Source organism: Rhizobium sp. AP16, from assembly GCF_000281735.1.
Lineage (GTDB): Bacteria > Pseudomonadota > Alphaproteobacteria > Rhizobiales > Rhizobiaceae > Rhizobium > Rhizobium rhizogenes.
In genome coordinates this window covers 14,779-32,288 of the sequence record NZ_AJVM01000031.1, presented here as the reverse complement: position 1 = coordinate 32,288, position 17,510 = coordinate 14,779, and the positions used below count along the sequence as shown (strand labels likewise).

Here is a 17,510-nt window from a genome sequence, read left to right as displayed (position 1 = left end):
CTTACGTGCGGACAGCGGAAATGGCCGTACCCGCATCCTGATGTGCATAAAGTGCATAGGCGTTCGCACGACTGTGTTGGCTATCAGAAACGGGGTATCTCGTGTCTAAATCTCTTGACAGTTTCAATTGTCGGTCCACGCTGACCGTGGGCGGAAAAGACTATGTCTATTTCAGCCTGCCGAAGGCCGAGGCCAATGGTCTGCCTGGTGTTGCCAAGCTTCCCTATTCGATGAAGGTGCTGCTGGAAAACCTGCTGCGCTTCGAAGACGGGCAGACGGTCACCAAGGAACATATCCTTGCCGTCGCCGAATGGCTGACCAACAAGGGTACCGTCGAGAACGAAATCGCCTATCGCCCGGCGCGCGTGCTGATGCAGGACTTCACCGGCGTTCCCGCCGTTGTCGATCTCGCCGCCATGCGTGACGCGATGGTGTCGCTCGGTGGCGATCCTGAAAAGATCAACCCGCTCGTTCCCGTCGACCTCGTCATCGACCACTCCGTCATTGTCGACGAATTCGGCACGCCGCAGGCTTTTGCCCGCAACGTCGAACTCGAATACGAGCGCAACGGCGAGCGTTACCGCTTCCTGAAGTGGGGCCAGCAGGCGTTCAAGAACTTCCGTGTCGTCCCTCCCGGCACCGGCATCTGTCACCAGGTGAACCTCGAATATCTCGGCCAGACCGTCTGGACGAAGGAAGAGGATGGCGAGACGATCGCCTATCCCGACACCTGCGTCGGCACCGATTCGCACACGACCATGATCAACGGTCTCGGCGTTCTTGGCTGGGGCGTTGGCGGTATCGAGGCTGAAGCCGCCATGCTCGGCCAGCCGGTTTCCATGCTGCTGCCGGAAGTCATCGGCTTCAAGCTCACCGGCAAGCTCAAGGAAGGCGTCACGGCGACCGACCTGGTGCTGACCGTCGTGCAGATGCTGCGCAAGAAGGGCGTCGTTTCCAAGTTCGTCGAATTCTTCGGCCCCGGCCTCGACGCGCTGCCGCTCGCCGACCGCGCCACCATCGGCAACATGGGTCCGGAATACGGCGCGACCTGCGGCTTCTTCCCGGTCGACAAGGAAACCCTGAACTATCTCAACATGTCCGGCCGTACGAAGGATCGTATCGCACTGGTCGAAGCCTATTCCAAGGCGCAGGGCATGTGGCGTGACAACGACGGCGCCGATCTCGTCTTCACCGACACGCTCGAACTCGACCTTAGCGACGTCGTGCCGGCTATGGCTGGCCCGAAGCGCCCGGAAGGCCGTATTCCTCTGGAAAACATCGCCTCCGGTTTCGCCGGCTCGCTCGAAACCGAATACAAGAAGCCCGGCCAGCTTTCGAACCGCTATGCGGTTGAAGGCACGGACTTCGATCTCGGCCATGGTGACGTGGCGATCGCCGCCATCACGTCCTGCACCAACACCTCGAACCCGTCGGTTCTGATCGCAGCCGGCCTTCTCGCCCGCAACGCCGTTGCCAAGGGCCTGAAGAGCAAGCCGTGGGTCAAGACCTCGCTGGCACCGGGAAGTCAGGTCGTCGGCGAATATCTCGCCAAGTCCGGCCTGCAGGCCGATCTCGACAAGCTCGGCTTCAACCTGGTCGGCTTCGGCTGCACCACCTGCATCGGCAATTCCGGCCCGCTGCCGGCGCCGGTCTCGAAGACGATCAACGACAAGGGCCTGATCGTTGCCGGCGTTCTCTCCGGCAACCGCAACTTCGAAGGCCGTATCTCGCCTGACGTCCAGGCCAACTATCTGGCCTCCCCGCCGCTCGTCGTCGCCTATGCGCTCGCCGGCACGGTGCAGCTCGACCTGACCAAGGAGCCGATCGGCGAAGACCAGGACGGCAAGCCGGTCTTCCTCAAGGATATCTGGCCGACCTCGCATGAAATCCAGGAATTCATCCTGAAATACGTCACCCGCGAACTCTACGAATCCAAGTACGCCGACGTCTTCAAGGGCGATGCCAACTGGCAGGCCGTGCAGATTCCTCCGGGCCAGACCTATGCCTGGGACGACAACTCGACCTACGTCCAGAACCCGCCTTATTTCGTTGGCATGGGCAAGACCGGCGCCGGCATTTCCGACATCAAGGGTGCCCGCGTTCTCGGCCTCTTCGGCGACAAGATCACTACCGACCACATTTCGCCTGCCGGTTCGATCAAGGCTGCTTCGCCGGCTGGTTCCTACCTGCTCGGTCATGGCGTCGGCGTTGCCGACTTCAACCAGTACGGCACGCGTCGCGGCAATCATGAAGTGATGATGCGCGGCACCTTCGCCAATATCCGCATCCGCAACCACATGCTCGGCCCGAACGGCAAGGAAGGTGGCTACACCATCCACTATCCGTCCAAGGAAGAGATGTCGATTTACGATGCGGCCATGCAGTACAAGGCCGAGGGCGTTCCGCTCGTGATCTTCGCTGGTGTCGAATACGGCAACGGCTCGTCGCGCGACTGGGCTGCCAAGGGCACCAACCTGCTCGGCGTGCGCGCCGTCGTCGCCCAGTCCTTCGAGCGTATCCACCGCTCGAACCTGGTCGGCATGGGCGTCATCCCCTTTGTCTTCGAGGACGGCACCACCTGGGCCACCCTCGACCTCAAGGGCGATGAAGTCGTCACGATCGAAGGCCTGGAAGACATCAAGCCGCGCGAGCGCAAGATCGCCAAGGTCACCTATGGCGACGGCACGGTCCGGGATATCCCGATCATCTGCCGTATCGATACGCTGGATGAGGTCGTCTACGTCAACAATGGCGGCATCCTGCAGACGGTTCTGCGCGATCTCGCTGCCTGATAGCCATTGAGGCCATGTTTGGACGCCGTCGGGGGGAAACTTCCCCGGCGGCGTCTTGTTTTTCACGCTGATGTGTTCGCCGTGGTGGCCTTAGGCCCTGCTCTCACCCCATCGTGACTTTTAGTCATCGCGCTTAGCTATTATCTCTTGTTTCAGATTTATCAGGCTTGATGAGAGCTTTACGGATACCCTGGAAAGCGGCAGGCGATTTCAGGGTGCTGTATTGGCTTTCGCCTTCAGCGTCTGAGAAAGAGGTATAACGGCATGCGCCTTCGATTTTCGGTTTCACTTCTGGCAGGCATCGCGCTCGCGAGTTCGCTGCATGCGCAGGAGCTTGCCAAGATCAAGGGGGTTGTCGAGCTCTTCACGTCTCAGGGCTGTTCTTCCTGCCCGCCGGCGGATGCCGCGTTTCGCAAGCTAATCCGGCAGGGCGACGTCGTGGCGCTCGCCTATCATGTCGACTACTGGAACTATCTTGGCTGGAACGACACGATGGCGTCCAAGGACAATACGGCGCGCCAATATGCCTATGCGCGGACGATGGGCCGCAGCGGGGTCTATACGCCGCAGGCGATCATCAATGGCCGAGACCATATGAGTGGTGCCGACTTCGACGGCATCAATGTCAAGCTCGACGACTTCCAGCACCAAGGCAAGGGACTGACGATCCCGGTGACCGCCGCGATGAAGGGCGACGAGCTGGAGATCAAGATCGGCGCCGGCCAGGGCAAGGCGAATGTGGTCGTTGCCTATTTCGACAAGGAACAGCTCGTTTCGCCGAAGGGTGGCGAAAACAACGGCCAGCAGATCGCCTATCTGCATGCGGTCTCGGACGTCGAGACCGTCGGCATGTGGGACGGCAAGCAAATGAGCGTCGTGCTGCCTGCCAATGTCCTGGACAAGGACGGCCGGCGCGGCATGGCGGTTCTGCTGCAATCTTCCACGTCGTCCGGCGATCCGGCGGCGATCATCGGCGCGACCGTGCTGACGATCGGCTCCGACGGCTGATCGTTTTCGGCCAGGGCTGAAGAAGTCTTAGTCCGATAGGTCGCAACACGATGAAGTGCCCGGCGAGGACGCATTCGGGGCTGGGGTTCGGTCGACGCGCCCCCGGCCGGGCCGTTTGGCGCGGCGGCGCCAAACGGCTACCAATAGTTCCGGAAAATGGGGCGTCGTTTTGACTGAAATGCGGCGGCGCGGAGATGCTTTCCTCCGGCGTAAAAATTTGTGAGTGGCCGCCGGTCTTGCAATTTGGTGCGGCTGAGGCAAACTGTCATCCTCTTGTCATGACCAGCCCCTGGGGGATTGATGACTGATCAGCCGGATTTGCGACACGGCGAAAGCCGTTCCGTCGACACCAATTCTTCCGTCGTTGTTGATCTCAGGGAATACAAGCAGAACAGGGATCCGCTGCCGGTAACCTTCCATCGCAGGGAGCTGGATGCGATCCTGTGGATCTACGGCCGCATGGTCGGCGAGGGCGAGTGGCGGGACTATGCCATCGACCATCTCGGAGACAAGGCGGTCTTTTCCGTCTTCAAGCGCTCCGGTGAACTGCCGCTCTTCCGCATCGAGAAAAACCCGAAGCTCGCCGCCAAGCAGGGCGCCTTCAGCGTGGTCAACACCAACGGCATGATCCTGAAGCGTGGCCACGAGCTGAGCCAGGTGCTGAAGGTTTTCGACAAGCAGCTGAAGCTGGTGGAGAAGTGATCTCGATTATCTCGAGCAATCGGTCCTGACTGTGATCAACGGCTGATGGACAAACGAAAAACCCCGCCAGTGGGCGGGGTTTTTCGTTTGGAGCCTGGTCGCGTCGAAATTAGAACTTCAAGCCGACGCCGAGGTTTATCGACTGTTCGGTGAGGTCGCTCTTCACGCCCTGCAATTCCTTGCTGCCGAAATCGCTGTAGCGGTATTCCGCGCGGGCGAAGATGTTGTTGGTGAAGGCATAGTCGACACCGGTGCCGGCCGTCCAGCCGCTGAAGACGACCTTGCCGTCGCCCGAGCCGGAAACATCGGCGAAGCCGCGAGCAGCGGTCCATCCGGCCGCGCCGTAGATCAGCAGGTTGTCGAAAGCATAGCCGACCCGTCCGCGAACCGCGCCCGACCAATCGGTGCCGACGCTGGATGCGTTGGCGACGGCCTTATTGTTCCAGTTGTAGTCGATATTGCCGTCAACGCCGACGACGACCTTGTCGAACTGATAGTTGTATCCGAAGAAGTTGCCGAAAAAGCCGCCCTTGAAGTCTTCAGACTGGTCGCCACTGCCGAACTTGAAGTTGCCCTTGGTGATCGCGCCGCCGCCGTGGACACCGAGATAAGGGCCGGACCAGGTGAAGACTGAAGCCGGAGCTGCAGCCGCAACAGGCTCCTCGGTCAGATCAGCGGCAACCGCGGACGTGGAGGCCAGCGCGAGCAAGGCGGGAATGAGCAGATATTTCATATATATTTCCTTCTATAAATCATATGTGCCAATGCGATGCCCACAGGTTGCGGCGTGCGATCCTGCCTCAACGCGAGGGAAAACGAATCTCTGAACAAGTCGGGAAATCGGCGGTTGCGGAGCGTTATCGCCGTCAAAATAGCGAATCGAATGTTGCCGTGGCTGCTTTAATGTTGAGAAATGTTGCGGGATCGTATCCGGCTCTTCTCCGGACACTGGGATCGTCTGGAGCTTTCGCCCCAGCCCCATTGTTATCCGGCTGGCCCGGCGTCTTTTCTCGAGGGAAAAGGAGAGACTGCCTTACTCGCTGAACAGGGTTCCCGGATAGGCCGAGGGATCGGGGTCCGTTTCCGCACCGTCGCCCAGCGCCTTCTGCATCAGCATCGTGTCCAGCCAGCGGCCGTGCTTGTAGCCCGTGCCTTTGAGCAGCCCCGTTTCCGCGAAGCCGGCGGCGCGGTGAAGGGCGATGGAAGCGGGTGCGGCACCGCCGATGACGGCGATCATCTGGCGAAAGCCGAGGGCTTCGCATTCCTCCACCAGCTTTGCCAGCAGCAGCTTGCCGAGGCCGCGACCGCGTGCTTCAGGCGCAATGTAGATCGAATCCTCCACCATCCAGCGATAGGCCGGTCGCGTACGGAAGGCCGACGCATAGGCGTATCCGAGAACTTTTCCGCTCTCGTCCTCGGCGACGATGTAGGGATAGCCCTTGTCCCGGATCGCCTGGAAGCGGCTTGCCATTTCCGCCTCGTCCGGTGGGATGAGCTCATAGCTTGCCGTGCCGTTGAGAACGGCGTCGCGATAGATGGCGGTAATCCGGGGGAGGTCGTTCGGGGCGGCCTGGCGAAGGCGGGAGGACATCTGGGTTTATTGCCTGATCTGCGGTTTGGGGACATGATATAAAATCGCGCGTGCAGGTTAGGCAAACAGAAAAGGCGGCCGAGGCCGCCTTTTCGAACTTTCATTCAGGTCGCTGCAATTATTTGCGGTTGCCCATGAACTGCAGCAGGAACATGAAGAGGTTGATGAAGTCGAGGTAGAGCGACAGGGCGCCCATGATCGCCTTGCGGCCGGCCACGGCAACGTCGTCGGCCTGATAGTACATTTCCTTGATCCGCTGCGTGTCGTAGGCGGTGAGGCCTGCGAAGATCAGCACGCCGATCACCGAGATCGCGAACTGCATGGCGGACGAAGCCAGGAAGATGTTGACGAGCGACGCGATGATCAGGCCAAACAGGCCCATCATCAGGAACGAACCCATCGCCGACAGATCACGCTTGGTCGTGTAGCCGTAGAGCGACAGCGCGCCGAATGAGGCGGCGGTCACGAAGAAAGTCTGCACGACGCTCTGGCCGGTGTAGATGATGAAGATCGACGACAGCGACAGGCCCACCAGCGCGGCGTAGACCCAGAAGGTCGTCGTCGCGGCGGCCACGCTCATGCTGTTGATCCTGAAGCTCAGGAAGAACACCATCGCCAACGGTGCGAAGATCACGACCCACTTCAGCGGGCTCTGGTAGATCGCCTGGCCGAAGGCAGTGATCTGGCCGTCGGAGAAGGAGAGCGAGAATGCGAAATAGGCGGCCAGACCTGTGATCGCCAGACCCAGCGCCATCAGGTTGTAGACCTTGAGCATGTAGGCTCGAAGGCCCTCATCTATCATCGCACCGGTCTGCGCGCCTGCTTGCGGCGTCCGGTTTTGGTAATTGCGAAAGTCAGCCATGTTTTCCTCTTTTAAGCTCCGATATGATTACGGTGTCGGGCGATTTCGTCCCAGGCGCCGCTGCGGAGCTCCAGCATGCCTGCGTAGAATATGAGGCTTTCAAGGCTTTTGCACAAGGCCCAAGCGGTTGGGGCGGGGTTAAATCGATGTAATATCGGGCCGTTTCGCGGTGAAGAGGCGCGGCCCGATCGTGGTTCATAACTCGCGCAGAACGGGCGCCGCTTTCTGGCCGAGCACGCGCCAGGTGCCGATAAGGCCGATGCCGACCGTCAGCAGCAGCGCGATGACAAGCGTCGAAAAGGCGACGTCGGGCAGGAAGGTCGACGGTAGTTTCATGATACGGCTGACGACATACCAGGCGGCCGTCGAGCCGGCGAGGAGGGCGAAGATGGCCGTGGCGGCACCAAGGATCAGATATTCGTAGCTGAAGGCGCGGATCAGCATCGCCCGCGTCGCGCCGAGCGTCTTCAGCACCACCGCATCATGTGTGCGGGCGCGGTTGCCCGCTGCCAGCGCGCCGGCAAGCACCAACACGGAGGCGATGAGTGCGACGGAGGCCGCGGCGCGGATGGCGGTGGCAAGCTGCCCGACCAGCGTATTGACGATGTCGATCGCGTCCTTGACGCGGATGCTGGTGATGGTCGGATAGGTGTTGGTGACGTTCTTCAGGATCGCGGCTTCCTGCACCGAGGTGGCGGAAGGATCGGTCAGGGTCGCAAGCCATGCATGCGGTGCGCCCTTGAAGGTGTTGGGGGAGAAGATCATGACGAAGTTGATCGACAGCGACTGCCACTGGACCTTGCGGAAGCTGGCGACCTTTGCCGTCACGTTGCGGCCAAGCACGTTGACGGTCAGCTTGTCGCCGAGCTTCAGGCCGAGCGCCTTGCCTTCTTCATCCGAGAAGGAAACCAGTGGTTCGCCGCTATAGTCCTTGCCCCACCATTCGCCTTCTGTGAGGGCGGCGTTTTCGGGCATGGTATCGGCGTAGGTGATGCCGCGATCGCCGCGCAGCACCCATTGGCCGGCCGGCGGCACCTTTATCTTGCTGACGTCTTCGCCGTTGAAGGCACCGATGCGGCCGCGCAGCATCGGTGCCTCGACGAGCTTGCCCTCTGGTGCCTGGGCCTGCACGACCTTGCGGAAGCCGTCGAGCTCCGAGCTTTGAATATCGACGAAGAAGAAATTCGGTGCCTGTTCGCTCATGCGCCCGGTCAGCTGCTGGCGCATGTTGCCGTCGATCAGCGTCAGCGTTACCAGAAGCGCCAGGCCGAGGCCGAGCGACAGGACGACGGAGGAGGTCAGCGCGCCCGGCCGATGGATGTTGCCGATCGCCAGCCGCAGGGCCGGCGAGTGCACGCGCGGGCTGCGGCGGGCAAGCCATGACAACAGCGCGGCCACCGCACGAAGCACGACGAAGGCACCCGCGATCGAGACGATGAAAACGACGGCGATGCGGCGGTCGTAGGCGGTATAGATCGCAAGGGCTGCCAGTGCCGCCATCAGCAGGCCAGCGGTCAGCAGATAGGGCCAGCCCGGCAGGCGGCGCGCTTCGAAGCCCTGTTCCCGGAAGAGCGCGGTTGCCGGCACTTCGCGGGCATGGCCGAGCGGCGGAATGGCGAAGGCGAGCGTCGTCAGCAGACCGAAAAGGGCAGCCAGCGCCAGCGGGCCGGGATAGAGCTGCGGCGCGGTGGAGATCGGCAGGAATTCGGCCATGAATTGCGAGGCCAGCATCGGTGCGATGGCGCCGAACACGAGGCCGATGGCAACGCCGGCAAGCGCGATCAGGGCGATCTGTATCAGGTAGATCATCACCACGACGAAGGCTGGCGCGCCGAGGCATTTGAAGGTGGCGATGGTGGTACGCTTGGCATCGAGGAAGGCGCGCACGGCATTGGCGACGCCGACACCGCCGACGATCAGGGCGGTGAGGCCGACCAGGGTCAGGAATTGCGAGAAACGGGTGATGTTGTCGGCAAGCGCCGGGGCGGCCCGGTTGCTGGTCTGGACCGACCAGCCGGCCTGCGGGAAAGCCGCATTGGCGCGGGTGGTGATATCGCGCAGACCGCTGGCGGGATCGTCCATGCGGATCTTGTAGACCTGTTCGACCAGGCTGCCGGTGGTGATCAGCCCGGAAGTTTGCAAGGCCTCGCGGCTGGTGAGCAGTCGCGGGGCGAAGCCGAAACCTTCGGAGACCGCGTCCGGCTCGGTCTTCACCGTGCCGGTGACCCGAAGCTTTGTGTTGCCGAGCAGCAGTTCGCTGCCGATTTTGAGGTTCAGCCGTTCGAGAAGCAGGGGGGCGATGACGGCGCCATAGGTCCCGTCCCTGGCGACGAGCAGCGTCGACAGCGGCTGGTTCGGATCGGCCTCGAAGGTGCCATAGAGCGGATAGGCGCCATCGACCGCCTTGACCTGAACCAGCGCCTGGTCGGAGCCGTCGGGCAGGCGGGCCATGGAGCGCAGGCCGGTGGATCGCGAGATCTGGCCGAGGCTTTCGAGATAGGCCAGTTCGTCCGGCTTTGCTTCGCGATTGTTGAGTTCGAAGCGGACGTCGGCGGCAAGGAGCGACTGGCCCTGGGTCGAGATCGCGTCGGTGATCGACTGCGAGACCGAGTTGACGGCGGCAATCGCGCCGGTGCCGAGCGCGATGCAGGCGAGGAAAATGTAGAAGCCGCCGAGACCGCCGCGCAATTCGCGCAGCGCCAGGCGGAAGGCAAGCGTGAAGCGTGTGCCTGCCACCGTCATGCTATCGCCGCCTGGCTCGTCCGCGCGTGGGCGCTGTCGCCCTCGATCTCGCCGGAGCGGACGCGGATCTGGCGGGAGCAGCGGGCGGCGAGGGAGGGATCGTGGGTGACGAGCAGCATCGTCGTGCCGCGCTCGGCCTGCTGGGCAAACAAAAGGTCGGCGATCTGCCGTCCGGTATCGGTGTCGAGGTTGCCGGTCGGCTCGTCGGCGATCAGAAGGGCCGGCGAGGGGGCAAGCGCGCGGGCGATCGCCACGCGCTGCTGTTCGCCGCCCGAAAGCTGGCCGGGATAATGGCTCAGCCGCTCGCCGAGGCCGACGGCCTCCAGCTCTTTCCGGGCGATGTCGAAGGCGTCGCGGACATTGGCGAGTTCCAGCGGCACGGCGACATTTTCCAGCGCCGTCATGTTGGCGATGAGATGGAAGGACTGGAAGACGATGCCGATATTGCGGCCGCGGAAATCAGCGACGCGATCCTCGCTCAAGGCATGCAGGGGCGTGTCGCGGATCAACAATTCGCCGCTATCGAGCTTTTCAAGGCCGGCCAGCACCATCAGCAGCGTCGACTTGCCGGAGCCTGAGGGGCCGACGATGCCGACGGCCTCACCCTCCATGATCGTGAGGTCGATACCCTTCAGCACATGGACGGAGGCGGCGGCATTGCCGAGCGTCAAATCCGCCTTCTTCAGCTCGATGATGGTTTTTGCCAATGCGGGACGCCCTATATACATCTGAGATCATGGCGGGCGCGATTTGGCCCGCGCAGCGAATTTAGGGAATGGATCATGAGTTTTAAAGCTGCTGCGTTTCACTTCGGTGTCATTGCTTTCAGCCTTTTGTTTGGCGTGGCGGGTGCGGCCGAGGCGCGGACCATCCAATTGGTCGGTTTCGGCGACAGCCTGATGGCCGGCTACCAGCTGCCGCCGGGCGACGGATTTCCGGCCAAGCTGGAGGCGGCGCTGAAGGCAAAGGGGTTGGACGTGGCGATCGCCGATGCCGGCGTGTCGGGCGACACGACGTCGGGCGGGTTGTCGCGCATCGACTGGTCGGTGCCGGACGGGACCGACGGGGTGATCCTCGAGCTCGGTGCCAACGACGCCTTGCGCGGCATTCCGCCGGAAGACACCGAAAAGAACCTGGATACGATCATCGCCAGGCTGAAGGCGCGCAACATTCCCGTGCTGCTTGCCGGCATGCTGGCGCCGCCGAACATGGGGCCGGACTATGCGGCCAAATTCAATCCGATCTACCAGCGGCTTGCCGATAAATATCAGCTGACGCTCTATCCGTTCTTTCTCGATGGGGTTGCGACGCATGCGGATCTGCAACTGAATGACGGCATGCATCCGAACCCGCAGGGGGTCGATGTGATGGTGCAACGCTTCGAGCCCGTCGCGGCTAGTTTCATAGGGACGATTGCCGCAGCTGCGAAATAGATGCTTGCACCGGCTGCAATTGCGTGATTCCCTGCTTATACCTGCAAGAGATTCGGGGAGTGCTCGTAATGCCGAGACTTTTTACCGCCCTCGAAATTCCGCGCAACGCGGCCATGAGCCTTTCGTTGTTGCGCGGCGGTCTTCCCGGTGCCAGATGGATCGACGTTGAAAATTATCACATCACCCTTCGTTTCATCGGCGATGTCGATGGGCGCACGGCGGATGAGATCGTCGACCGTCTGGACCGGATCGACCGGCCGGAATTCCAGCTGCGGCTGGAAGGTATCGGCTCCTTCGGTTCCAAGAAACCACATTCGGTCTGGGCCGGCGTCACGCAGACGCCCGACATGTACGCCCTGCAAGGCGAGATCGAGCGCATCTGCCAGCGTATCGGCCTGCCGCCGGATCCCCGCAAATTCACGCCGCATGTGACGCTCGCCCGTCTAAAATCCTCGCGCGTCGACGATGTGGTGCACTATCTCTCCGGACGTGGCGACTTTCATACCTCGCCGTTCACGGTGGGCCGCTTCGTGCTGTTGTCATCGCGCGAATCGGTCGGCGGCGGTCCTTACCTCACCGAAGAGGTCTTCCCGCTTCATGAGGCCCGCAGTGCCTTCCCCAGTGTGGGAAGCAGCGCGTTGCAGCCCGCCAAGAGCATGGTGTAGACCGCCTCGAAACCCTCGTGGCCGCCATAGTAAGGGTCGGGAATGTCCTTATTGCTGCCCAGCGCGAGGGCGTTGAAGAGATGTAGCCTGCCGAGCGCATCGGCAGGCGCGATTTTCCGCAAATTCTTCAAATTGTCTTGATCCATTGCCAGGATCAGGTCGAACCGGTCGAAGTCCACGGCTTCGATGCGACGTGCGCGTTGGCCGGAAATGTCGACGCCGTGGCCGGCGGCCGCAGCCACCGAGCGGCGGTCCGGTCTTTCACCCTGATGCCAGCCGCCGGTGCCAGCCGAATCGACCTCGAACGCGGAGCCGCGACCGGCCTCGGTCGCAAGATGCCGAAAAATACCTTCGGCGAGCGGTGAGCGACAGATGTTGCCGGCGCAAACAAACAGAATCCTGAAGCGGTCCATGATATCCTTCAACCGATCGAGAGGAGTGACCTTGCCATGAAATACGAAAAGCTGGAACCGGCCGCAATCGATGAAACCGTCGCTGGCCTTGTCGGCTGGACATTGGCCGCGGACCGTCTGTCGATTTCGAAGAGTTACAAATTCCGCAATTTTGTCGAAGCCTTCGGTTTCATGACCGAGGCGGCACTGACGGCGGAGAAACTCAACCATCATCCGGAATGGTTCAATGTCTATTCGCGTGTCGACGTGAAACTGACGACCCATGATGCCAATGGCCTGACCGATCACGACGTCAAGCTCGCAAAAGCGATGGAAAAGGCGGCGGCGCGACGGGCCGATTGAATCGCGGAGAGCGATCACCATATGTTTATGCGCCCTGGAACAAGGGGCTTCGATGGAGTGCGTGGAATGGATGACATCAAGTATGGGGAGATCCTGATGCCTGGTGACGAAGAGACCCAAAAACGTCAGGAGAAGTCGGTGCGCAGCAAGTTCTGGCCGACCTTGCGCAAGGCGGCACGGTACATTCCGTTTTCCCGCGATGTCGTTGCGGCCTTCTACTGCGCGCTCGATTCGCAGACGCCGACGCGCGTTCGCGGCATATTGCTCGCCGCGCTCGGCTATTTCGTCATGCCGATCGATATCATCCCCGATTTTTTCGCGGTCATCGGCTTTTCGGATGACGTCGCGGTGCTGACGCTCGCCTTCAGCATGATCAAGGGCCATATCCGCCAGGAACATTATGACGCCGCCGACCGGGCCTTGGCCAACGAGCCCGAGGCTGCGAAGACGGCGTGAGTCCCGCCCTGCGGGGCGTGGCGGAAATCCTGCCGGGTTTCCAGACCTTTATCAGGTCCTCCTGATTTTAGAGAGGTCAAATTCTTGCCTGAATCTTTCTGTCATAACTCGATCCCGTAGGATGGTGTTCCGCCATCCGGGTTTTCCAATTCTTCCTGATGCGTTTCAGGCCTGGCGCGGCGCTTGAATTGAAATGGCACAGACGGGGGCACTTAATGCTCCGTTGACGGTTTGGTAACCTGAATAAAGTCAAAATAGGGCAGCTCATGAGCATAGGCAGGCGTGCGTACTCAAATCGCCTCGAGCTCTGGACCGCAAGAAATCGGCAGGAAACCATGTTTGTAAAAAGCTTCGCAATCGCCCTCTCGCTCGTTCTGGCCGGCACCGGCATTGCCTCCGCGCAGACCAAGAAGCAGGCGCCCGCACAGGCGCAGGCAGCAGCACCGGCGGCTCCGACGCGCATCCAGCAATTCGATGCCTGGGGCGCCTATTCCTACCAGGCCGGCGCGGGCAAGGTCTGCTACGTTCTTTCCGTGCCGACGACCAAGATGCCGGCCACCGGCATCGATCACGGTGACAACTTCTTCATCGTTTCCCAGCGCCCGGGTCAGAACATCTCTTATGAGCCGCAGGCAATGATGGGCTATCCGCTCAAGGACAATTCCAAGGTCGATGTCGTCATCGACAACAAGACCTTCGTGATGTTCACCAAGGACAAGGCAGCCTGGGTCGAGAATGCCGCGCAGGAACCGGCGCTGGTCGCAGCGCTCAAGTCCGGCCATTCGCTGAAGGTCACCGCGACCTCGAAGAGGGGCACCGGCACCACTTATACCTACTCGCTGAAGGGCGTTACCGCGGCGCTCAAGCAGATCGAAAACTGCAAATAGGATCGATGATGCTGCGATCACGCCAAAGTGATTGCGGGTTCCATCGAGACCGAAGTGCTAAGGCCGGCCCAGGTGGCTGGCCTTTTGCTTTTTCAAGAGGGATGACGCGGACTGAAATTAATGCTAAAGGCCGCCCCAACAAGCGGTGTGTTTTGCAAGTTTCTTGCCCGCACCTAGATGAACCTTCTGATTTCAGTGCCTTGCCCGCGCCCGCAGCTTTCCAGCTTTTGGGGGCATCGCCGATATGAACCATTGGAATATCCTATGTCCGCCATCGATGTCATGACCCCATCCAAGCTCAAGCCGATGCCCGTGTCGCAGCCGGTCGAGCTTTCACCGAAACCGTCGCTGATCGGCCTGACGCGCGAGGAGATGGGGGCGGCTCTCAAGGAGAAGGGCGTCGCCGACAAGCAGGTCAAGATGCGCGTCAGCCAGCTCTGGAACTGGATCTATGTGCGCGGCGTCTCCGATTTCGACGCCATGGCGAATGTCTCCAAGGACATGCGCGAAATGCTGAAGGCGCATTTCACCATCGCCCGGCCGGAGATCGTCGAGGAGCAGGTCTCCAACGACGGCACCCGCAAGTGGCTGCTGCGTTTCCCGCCACGCGGCGCCGGCCGTCCCGTCGAGGTCGAAACCGTCTATATTCCCGAAGAAGGCCGCGGCACGCTCTGCGTTTCCAGCCAGGTCGGCTGTTCGCTCACCTGTTCCTTCTGTCACACCGGCACGCAGCGCCTGGTGCGCAACCTGACGGCGGAAGAAATTCTGTCGCAGCTGCTTCTGGCGCGCGACCGGCTCGGCGATTTTCCGGACCGCGAAGCGCCGCAAGGCACGATCATGCCGGCGGAAGGCCGCAAGGTCAGCAACATGGTCATGATGGGCATGGGCGAGCCGCTCTACAATTTCGAAAGCGTCAAGACGGCGCTGCTGATCGCCTCCGACGGCGACGGCCTGTCGCTGTCGAAGCGGCGCATCACGCTGTCCACCTCCGGCGTCGTGCCGGAAATCTACCGCACCGGCGATGAGATCGGCGTCATGCTGGCAATCTCGCTGCATGCGGTGCGCGACGATCTGCGCGACATGCTGGTGCCGATCAACAAGAAGTATCCGCTCAAGGAATTGATGGACGCCTGCCGCGCCTATCCCGGCCTTTCGAATGCCCGGCGCATCACCTTCGAATATGTGATGCTGAAGGGCGTCAACGACAGTCTCGAGGACGCCAAGGGGCTGATCCAGCTTCTGAAGGGCATCCCGTCGAAGATCAACCTGATCCCCTTCAATCCCTGGCCGGGCACGAATTACCAGTGTTCGGATTGGGAGCAGATCGAGAAATTCGCCGATTTCATCAACGCGGCCGGCTATGCCTCGCCGATCCGTACGCCGCGCGGCCGCGACATTCTCGCCGCTTGCGGCCAGTTGAAGTCGGATTCGGAGCGCATGCGCAAGACCGAGCGACTGGCTTTTGAGGCCATGATGATCGCCAATCACGGCGAGGATTGAGATTGATGCTTCTCGGGTTGCGCAGGCCTCTGCGGCTCCTGTGGGGCTATCTCGGCGCCTGTGTGCTGATGGGCTTCGTGCTCGCTTCCGTCGCCGCCTGGACCGTGCCCGGGATGGCCGCGCCAGAGCTGTTCGCACTCACCGTCGCCCTGACCAAACTTGCGATGATCGTCAGCATCCTGCCGTCGCTTGTCGTCATTCCGCTTTTCGAATGGCGCGGCATGCGTCGCTGGTACGGCTATGCGATCTATGGCGCCTTGCTGTCGGCGGTGGCGTCCGTCCTGATTTCGGGTGGCCTGGGCAAGCCGCAGGCCCTGAACCTGATCACCGTGGTTGTCTGCTTCGCCTTTCTCGGCGCTGCCAGCGCCACCGTCTATTGGTGGATCGCCGGCCGCTTTGCCGGGCGGGCGCTCAACGCGCCTGCGTGAGGAAAATCTTCGCCGCGAAGATCGAAAAGACGCCGGCGAAGGTATAGTCGAGACCGCGCAGGACGCCGCGATTGTTCTGCAGCCAGGACGACAGCTTGTCGGCGGCGAGAACGACGATGATGTTCACCGGCACGCCGACAACAATGAAGAAGAATCCCAGGAACAGCAGCTTGTGTGTGACGGCCGGGTCGCCCGCCGTAACGAACTGCGGCAGGAAGGTCATGAAAAAGATGATGACCTTCGGGTTCAGCAGATTGACCCAGAAGCCGTTGGCGATGTTGGAGAGCGGTGTTTTCCTGGCCGCGTCGACCTGCATGACCGACAGGCTGGAACCGAAGCGGATCGCCTGGATCGCCAGCCACAGCAGATAGGCGGCGCCGCCGGTTTTCAGCATGGTGAAGGCAATGGGCGAGGCTGTAATCAGCGCCGAGATGCCGAAGGCCACCAGGCATGTGTGGACGACGACGCCGAGGGTGGTGCCGAGGACGACGAAGAGCGCTGCCCTTTTGCCCTGTGCCAAGGCACGGCTGATCGAGAGCGTCATGTCGGGGCCGGGGGTCATCGCGAGAAGCAGGGTTGCCGCGGTAAAGGCGAGAAGGGTCGACAGGCTGGGTAGGAAATCCATCGGGGCAGCTCCGAAAGCCGGATAGGGGATCAGCGTTTTCTATCCGGCTTTCGGCGATTTGCAAATCAATCCTTCTTTTCCAGGAATGCCTTGAACTTGTCGGCATAATCCGGATGCCAGCGCGATAGCGGCGGGCGATTTTCGACGATATCGCCGGCGGCCCAGAGCATGCGGCGCTCGTCGGTCGGCCGGGCCACGTCGTTATCCGGGCAGAGGATGTAGAAGTCGCCGCGCTCAAGGCTCTCCACCATGAAATCGACCGTCTGTTCCGCCGTCCAGGCGGCAGCCGGCTTTTCACGGCGATCGCCTTGGGTGAGGCCGGTGAAGACGAAGCCGGGGATCAGCAGATGCGCCGAGATTTTTGCGCCTTCCGTGTTGCGCAATTCATGCTGCAAGGCTTCGGTAAAGACCTTCACGCCGGCCTTGGAGACATTGTAGGCGGGGTTGCCGGGCGGCGTGGTGATGCCCTGCTTCGATCCGGTGTTGATGATCAGGCCGGGTTCGCCGTGGGCAAGCATTGCCGGTCCGAAGACGCGCGTGCCGTTGATGACGGCGAGGAGATTGACGCCGAAAATAGCGTCCCAGCCGGCCTGCGGGCTGAAGATCGAGGTTTCCGGCCCGATGCCGGCATTGTTCATCAGCACATGCACCCGGCCGAACCGCTGCAGGACGGCGCGTTCGAGGGCTTCGAGTGCTTCTTTCTGGGCAACGTCCGTTTCGACCGCCATCACATGCTCTTCGCCGCTGATTGCTTCGAGTTCGGCGCGTGCATCGGCAAGCCGATCACCGCCGAGATCGGCAATGGCGACGCTCATGCCGAGCCCGGCGAAATATTTTGCCGCGGCAAGGCCGATGCCGGAGGCGCCGCCGGTGATGACGGCAACATTGGATTTTTTGAAAATGTCTTGAATATCGGTCACGAGCAGGGTCCTCCCCGGGCATTGTTTGGATAATGGCAGATATGACGCGTCGTTCTGACTAGTCAAATCGAAATCATCGAGTCTTCGAATTGGATCGATCTTGAGACTTCCTCTTGTCGCGAGCAGGGCATGAACCGGGCGCAC

Annotated in this window: 18 protein-coding genes; 10 read left to right on the top strand and 8 right to left on the bottom strand. The window is 61.4% G+C overall.

What is annotated here, in order from left to right; all coding sequences use genetic code 11:
- Positions 1-101: 101 nt before the first annotated feature.
- From acnA to PMI03_RS12870, 3 genes are all read left to right on the top strand, one after another.
- Positions 102-2,792 carry an aconitate hydratase AcnA gene (gene acnA, locus PMI03_RS12880; RefSeq protein WP_039973924.1) on the top strand — a complete coding sequence of 897 codons (2,691 nt, stop codon included), beginning with the start codon at positions 102-104 and terminating at the stop codon, positions 2,790-2,792.
- A 264-nt stretch (positions 2,793-3,056) separates the two neighbouring features.
- Positions 3,057-3,800 carry a thioredoxin family protein gene (locus PMI03_RS12875; RefSeq protein ID WP_007693744.1) on the top strand — a complete coding sequence of 248 codons (744 nt, stop codon included), beginning with the start codon at positions 3,057-3,059 and terminating at the stop codon, positions 3,798-3,800.
- Positions 3,801-4,100: 300 nt separating this feature from the next.
- Complete coding sequence (locus PMI03_RS12870; RefSeq protein ID WP_007693742.1) at positions 4,101-4,502, top strand: DUF2794 domain-containing protein; 402 nt, start codon at positions 4,101-4,103, stop codon at positions 4,500-4,502.
- Between the two features lie 109 nt (positions 4,503-4,611).
- On the opposite strand, the gene PMI03_RS12865 is transcribed toward PMI03_RS12870, so the two are convergent.
- The 5 genes from PMI03_RS12865 to PMI03_RS12845 all read right to left on the bottom strand — a co-directional run bounded on the left by PMI03_RS12865 (position 4,612) and on the right by PMI03_RS12845 (position 10,404).
- Positions 4,612-5,235 carry an outer membrane protein gene (locus PMI03_RS12865; protein ID WP_007693740.1) on the bottom strand — a complete coding sequence of 208 codons (624 nt, stop codon included), beginning with the start codon at positions 5,233-5,235 and terminating at the stop codon, positions 4,612-4,614.
- A 300-nt stretch (positions 5,236-5,535) separates the two neighbouring features.
- The gene (locus PMI03_RS12860) at positions 5,536-6,093 is read right to left on the bottom strand and encodes a GNAT family N-acetyltransferase (RefSeq protein WP_007693738.1); all 558 of its coding nucleotides are present in this window, start codon (positions 6,091-6,093) and stop codon (positions 5,536-5,538) included.
- Positions 6,094-6,211: 118 nt separating this feature from the next.
- Entirely contained in the window at positions 6,212-6,955 is a 744-nt protein-coding gene (locus PMI03_RS12855) for a Bax inhibitor-1/YccA family protein (protein WP_007693736.1), read from the bottom strand.
- A gap of 195 nt (positions 6,956-7,150) precedes the next feature.
- The gene (locus PMI03_RS12850) at positions 7,151-9,697 is read right to left on the bottom strand and encodes an ABC transporter permease (RefSeq protein ID WP_007693734.1); all 2,547 of its coding nucleotides are present in this window, start codon (positions 9,695-9,697) and stop codon (positions 7,151-7,153) included.
- Positions 9,694-10,404 (bottom strand): ABC transporter ATP-binding protein, encoded by a 711-nt coding sequence (locus tag PMI03_RS12845; protein WP_007693732.1) that lies wholly within the window; start codon positions 10,402-10,404, stop codon positions 9,694-9,696. Before PMI03_RS12845 ends, PMI03_RS12850 begins: the two co-directional genes overlap by 4 nt.
- 75 nt (positions 10,405-10,479) lie before the next feature.
- Between PMI03_RS12845 and PMI03_RS12840 the strand changes: the two genes are divergently transcribed.
- Both PMI03_RS12840 and thpR read left to right on the top strand, forming a co-directional pair.
- Complete coding sequence (locus PMI03_RS12840) at positions 10,480-11,130, top strand: arylesterase (protein ID WP_007693729.1); 651 nt, start codon at positions 10,480-10,482, stop codon at positions 11,128-11,130.
- A 68-nt stretch (positions 11,131-11,198) separates the two neighbouring features.
- Complete coding sequence (gene thpR / locus PMI03_RS12835) at positions 11,199-11,795, top strand: RNA 2',3'-cyclic phosphodiesterase (protein WP_007693727.1); 597 nt, start codon at positions 11,199-11,201, stop codon at positions 11,793-11,795.
- On the opposite strand, the gene PMI03_RS12830 is transcribed toward thpR, so the two are convergent.
- The gene (locus PMI03_RS12830) at positions 11,726-12,208 is read right to left on the bottom strand and encodes a low molecular weight protein-tyrosine-phosphatase (RefSeq protein ID WP_007693725.1); all 483 of its coding nucleotides are present in this window, start codon (positions 12,206-12,208) and stop codon (positions 11,726-11,728) included. The two genes, thpR and PMI03_RS12830, sit on opposite strands and share 70 nt — an antisense overlap.
- Before the next feature lie 36 nt (positions 12,209-12,244).
- Between PMI03_RS12830 and PMI03_RS12825 the strand changes: the two genes are divergently transcribed.
- From PMI03_RS12825 to PMI03_RS12805, 5 genes are all read left to right on the top strand, one after another.
- Complete coding sequence (locus PMI03_RS12825) at positions 12,245-12,550, top strand: 4a-hydroxytetrahydrobiopterin dehydratase (protein ID WP_007693723.1); 306 nt, start codon at positions 12,245-12,247, stop codon at positions 12,548-12,550.
- Positions 12,551-12,616: 66 nt separating this feature from the next.
- Positions 12,617-13,006 carry a YkvA family protein gene (locus tag PMI03_RS12820; protein WP_007693721.1) on the top strand — a complete coding sequence of 130 codons (390 nt, stop codon included), beginning with the start codon at positions 12,617-12,619 and terminating at the stop codon, positions 13,004-13,006.
- Between the two features lie 335 nt (positions 13,007-13,341).
- Positions 13,342-13,893 (top strand): invasion associated locus B family protein, encoded by a 552-nt coding sequence (locus PMI03_RS12815; protein ID WP_034521703.1) that lies wholly within the window; start codon positions 13,342-13,344, stop codon positions 13,891-13,893.
- A 264-nt stretch (positions 13,894-14,157) separates the two neighbouring features.
- Positions 14,158-15,393, top strand: coding sequence for a 23S rRNA (adenine(2503)-C(2))-methyltransferase RlmN (rlmN, locus tag PMI03_RS12810; RefSeq protein WP_007693718.1), 1,236 nt, complete (start codon positions 14,158-14,160; stop codon positions 15,391-15,393).
- A 5-nt stretch (positions 15,394-15,398) separates the two neighbouring features.
- Complete coding sequence (locus PMI03_RS12805) at positions 15,399-15,821, top strand: hypothetical protein (protein ID WP_007693717.1); 423 nt, start codon at positions 15,399-15,401, stop codon at positions 15,819-15,821.
- On the opposite strand, the gene PMI03_RS12800 is transcribed toward PMI03_RS12805, so the two are convergent.
- Together PMI03_RS12800 and PMI03_RS12795 are read right to left on the bottom strand one after the other, a co-directional pair.
- Complete coding sequence (locus PMI03_RS12800) at positions 15,805-16,446, bottom strand: LysE family translocator (RefSeq protein WP_007693716.1); 642 nt, start codon at positions 16,444-16,446, stop codon at positions 15,805-15,807. The two genes, PMI03_RS12805 and PMI03_RS12800, sit on opposite strands and share 17 nt — an antisense overlap.
- A 65-nt stretch (positions 16,447-16,511) precedes the next feature.
- The gene (locus tag PMI03_RS12795; RefSeq protein WP_007693715.1) at positions 16,512-17,366 is read right to left on the bottom strand and encodes an SDR family NAD(P)-dependent oxidoreductase; all 855 of its coding nucleotides are present in this window, start codon (positions 17,364-17,366) and stop codon (positions 16,512-16,514) included.
- Positions 17,367-17,510: the final 144 nt, after the last annotated feature.

Coding starts and splice junctions, on each gene's coding strand:
- rlmN (WP_007693718.1), top strand. CDS start 14,158: ATGTCCGCCATCGATGTCATGACCCCATCCAAGCTCAAGCCGATGCCC.
- PMI03_RS12840 (WP_007693729.1), top strand. CDS start 10,480: ATGAGTTTTAAAGCTGCTGCGTTTCACTTCGGTGTCATTGCTTTCAGC.
- PMI03_RS12860 (WP_007693738.1), bottom strand. CDS start 6,093: ATGTCCTCCCGCCTTCGCCAGGCCGCCCCGAACGACCTCCCCCGGATT.
- PMI03_RS12830 (WP_007693725.1), bottom strand. CDS start 12,208: ATGGACCGCTTCAGGATTCTGTTTGTTTGCGCCGGCAACATCTGTCGC.
- PMI03_RS12815 (WP_034521703.1), top strand. CDS start 13,342: ATGTTTGTAAAAAGCTTCGCAATCGCCCTCTCGCTCGTTCTGGCCGGC.
- PMI03_RS12805 (WP_007693717.1), top strand. CDS start 15,399: ATGCTTCTCGGGTTGCGCAGGCCTCTGCGGCTCCTGTGGGGCTATCTC.
- PMI03_RS12825 (WP_007693723.1), top strand. CDS start 12,245: ATGAAATACGAAAAGCTGGAACCGGCCGCAATCGATGAAACCGTCGCT.
- PMI03_RS12875 (WP_007693744.1), top strand. CDS start 3,057: ATGCGCCTTCGATTTTCGGTTTCACTTCTGGCAGGCATCGCGCTCGCG.
- PMI03_RS12855 (WP_007693736.1), bottom strand. CDS start 6,955: ATGGCTGACTTTCGCAATTACCAAAACCGGACGCCGCAAGCAGGCGCG.
- PMI03_RS12820 (WP_007693721.1), top strand. CDS start 12,617: ATGGATGACATCAAGTATGGGGAGATCCTGATGCCTGGTGACGAAGAG.
- PMI03_RS12865 (WP_007693740.1), bottom strand. CDS start 5,235: ATGAAATATCTGCTCATTCCCGCCTTGCTCGCGCTGGCCTCCACGTCC.
- PMI03_RS12800 (WP_007693716.1), bottom strand. CDS start 16,446: ATGGATTTCCTACCCAGCCTGTCGACCCTTCTCGCCTTTACCGCGGCA.
- PMI03_RS12870 (WP_007693742.1), top strand. CDS start 4,101: ATGACTGATCAGCCGGATTTGCGACACGGCGAAAGCCGTTCCGTCGAC.
- thpR (WP_007693727.1), top strand. CDS start 11,199: ATGCCGAGACTTTTTACCGCCCTCGAAATTCCGCGCAACGCGGCCATG.
- PMI03_RS12850 (WP_007693734.1), bottom strand. CDS start 9,697: ATGACGGTGGCAGGCACACGCTTCACGCTTGCCTTCCGCCTGGCGCTG.